Source organism: Streptacidiphilus sp. MAP12-16, from assembly GCF_041262165.1.
Lineage (GTDB): Bacteria > Actinomycetota > Actinomycetes > Streptomycetales > Streptomycetaceae > Streptacidiphilus.
The window spans coordinates 1-2,264 of the sequence record NZ_JBGCBY010000075.1 but is presented as its reverse complement, the minus strand read 5'-3'; the positions used below and the strand labels follow the sequence as shown (position 1 = coordinate 2,264).

Below are 2,264 nucleotides of genomic sequence, written 5' to 3'. Positions count from 1 at the left end.
GCTGGGCGCCCGGGTCACCATCGCGGCCTGCGACGTGGCCGACCGCGACGCTCTGGCCGACCTGCTGGCCTCGATACCCACCGAAACACCCCTCAGCGCAGTGATGCACACCGCCGGAGTCCTCGACGACGCGGTGATCCAGGCATTGACGATCGACCAGCTCGACCGTGTGCTCCGGGTCAAGATGGACTCCACGCTGCACCTGCACGAGCTGACCCGCGAACTCGACCTGTCCGCGTTCGTCCTCTTCTCCTCCTTCGCGGCTACCTTCGGCGCGCCAGGCCAGGGCAACTACGCGCCCGGCAACGCCTTCCTGGACGCCTTCGCCGAGTGCCGGCGGGCCGACGGACTGCCCGCCACCTCGGTGGCCTGGGGACCGTGGGGCGAGGGAGGCATGGCCGAGGGCGGCGTCGGTGAGCGCATGCGACGGCACGGCATCCTGGAGATGGCACCCGGCCTCGCGATAACCGCTCTGCAGCAGGCGCTGGACCATCGCGACACGACGCTGACGGTCACGGACATCGACTGGAAGCGCTTCACGGTCGCGTTCACCGCGGGCCGTGCACGTCCGCTGCTGTCCGAAGTGCCCGAGGCCGTCAGGGTGCTGGAGAGCAGTGGGTTCGGTGCTGACGTGGAGACTGCGGGTGGTGCACTCGCCGAGCGGCTCAGCGGTGTCTCGCCCGCTGAGCGCGAGCGCATCCTGCTCGACCTGGTCACGTCCCATGTTGCGGCCGCGCTCGGCTACCCGGGACCGGAAGCAGTCGAGATCGGCCGGGCCTTCAAGGAACTCGGCTTCGACTCGCTGACCGCAGTCGAGTTGCGCAACCGGCTCGGTGCCGCTGCCGGTCTCAAGCTCCCGGCCACTCTGATCTACGACTATCCGAACTCCGCCGCGCTGGTCCGCCACCTGGACGAGTCCATCTCGGGCGCTGGGGCGAACGTCGCCGCCCCCGTCGCGGTCAGGGCGGCCACCGACGACGAGCCCATCGCCATCGTCGGCATGAGCTGCCGCTTCCCCGGTGGCGTGCAGAGCCCGGAGGACCTGTGGCAGCTCCTGGTCGCCGCTGGTGACGCCCTGTCGGAGTTCCCCGCCGACCGCGGTTGGGACCTCGACGCGATCTTCAATGCCGATCGCGACCACCAGGGCACCTCGTACATCCGGGAGGGTGGCTTCCTGCACGACGCCAGCCGCTTCGACGCCGCCTTCTTCGGGATCTCGCCGCGTGAGGCGTTGGCGATGGATCCGCAGCAGCGGTTGCTGCTGGAGACGTCCTGGGAGGCGTTCGAGCGGGCCGGCATCGATCCGCTGTCGATGCGCGGCAGCCGGACCGCTGTTTTCGCCGGAACCAACGGCCAGGACTACCTCGGTCTGCTCGCCGGTGCCGCGCAGTCGGTGGAGGGTCACGTAGCCACCGGTACTGCGGCCAGCGTCGTTTCGGGCCGCGTCTCGTACGCGTTCGGCCTCGAAGGCCCAGCGATGACGGTGGACACGGCGTGCTCCGCCTCGCTGGTGGCGCTGCACCTGGCGGTGCAGTCGCTGCGCGCGGGCGAGTGCGAGCTGGCCCTGGCCGGCGGCGTCACGGTGATGTCAACCCCGGGCACCTTCGTCGAGTTCAGCCGGCAGCAGGGTCTGGCCTCCGACGGCCGATGCAAGCCGTTCTCGGCTGCCGCCGACGGATTCACGCCCTCTGAGGGTGTCGGGATGTTGTTGGTGGAGCGGTTGTCGGATGCGCGGCGGAATGGGCATCCGGTGTTGGCTGTGGTGCGGGGTAGTGCGATCAATCAGGATGGTGCGAGTAATGGTTTGACGGCGCCGAATGGTCCGTCGCAGCAGCGGGTGATTCGGCAGGCGTTGGCGAATGCGTCTCTGACGAGCGATCAGGTCGATGTGGTGGAGGCGCACGGCACCGGCACCACCCTTGGCGACCCCATCGAGGCGCAGGCCCTGCTTGCGACCTACGGCCAGGGCCGTCCCGAGGACCGGCCGTTGCTGCTCGGCTCCATCAAGTCCAACATCGGCCACGCCCAGGCTGCGGCGGGCGTGGCGGGCGTGATCAAGATGGTCTTGGCCCTGGGCCGAGGCGTCCTGCCGGAGAGCATCCACCTCGACGAGCCTTCGCCGCATGTGGATTGGGCGTCGGGTGCGGTGGAGTTGTTGACTGAGGCGCAGCCGTGGCCGGTGACGGGTGAGCCGTGGCGGGCTGGGGTGTCGTCGTTCGGGTTCAGCGGTACGAATGCGCACGTGATCATTGAGCAGGCGCCGG

At 69.4% G+C, this 2,264-nt stretch carries 1 protein-coding gene; it reads left to right on the top strand.

Annotated features, from left to right (window positions below):
* The coding region (locus ABIA33_RS37995; protein WP_370088806.1) for a type I polyketide synthase at positions 1–2,264 on the top strand (2,264 nt) is incomplete at both ends.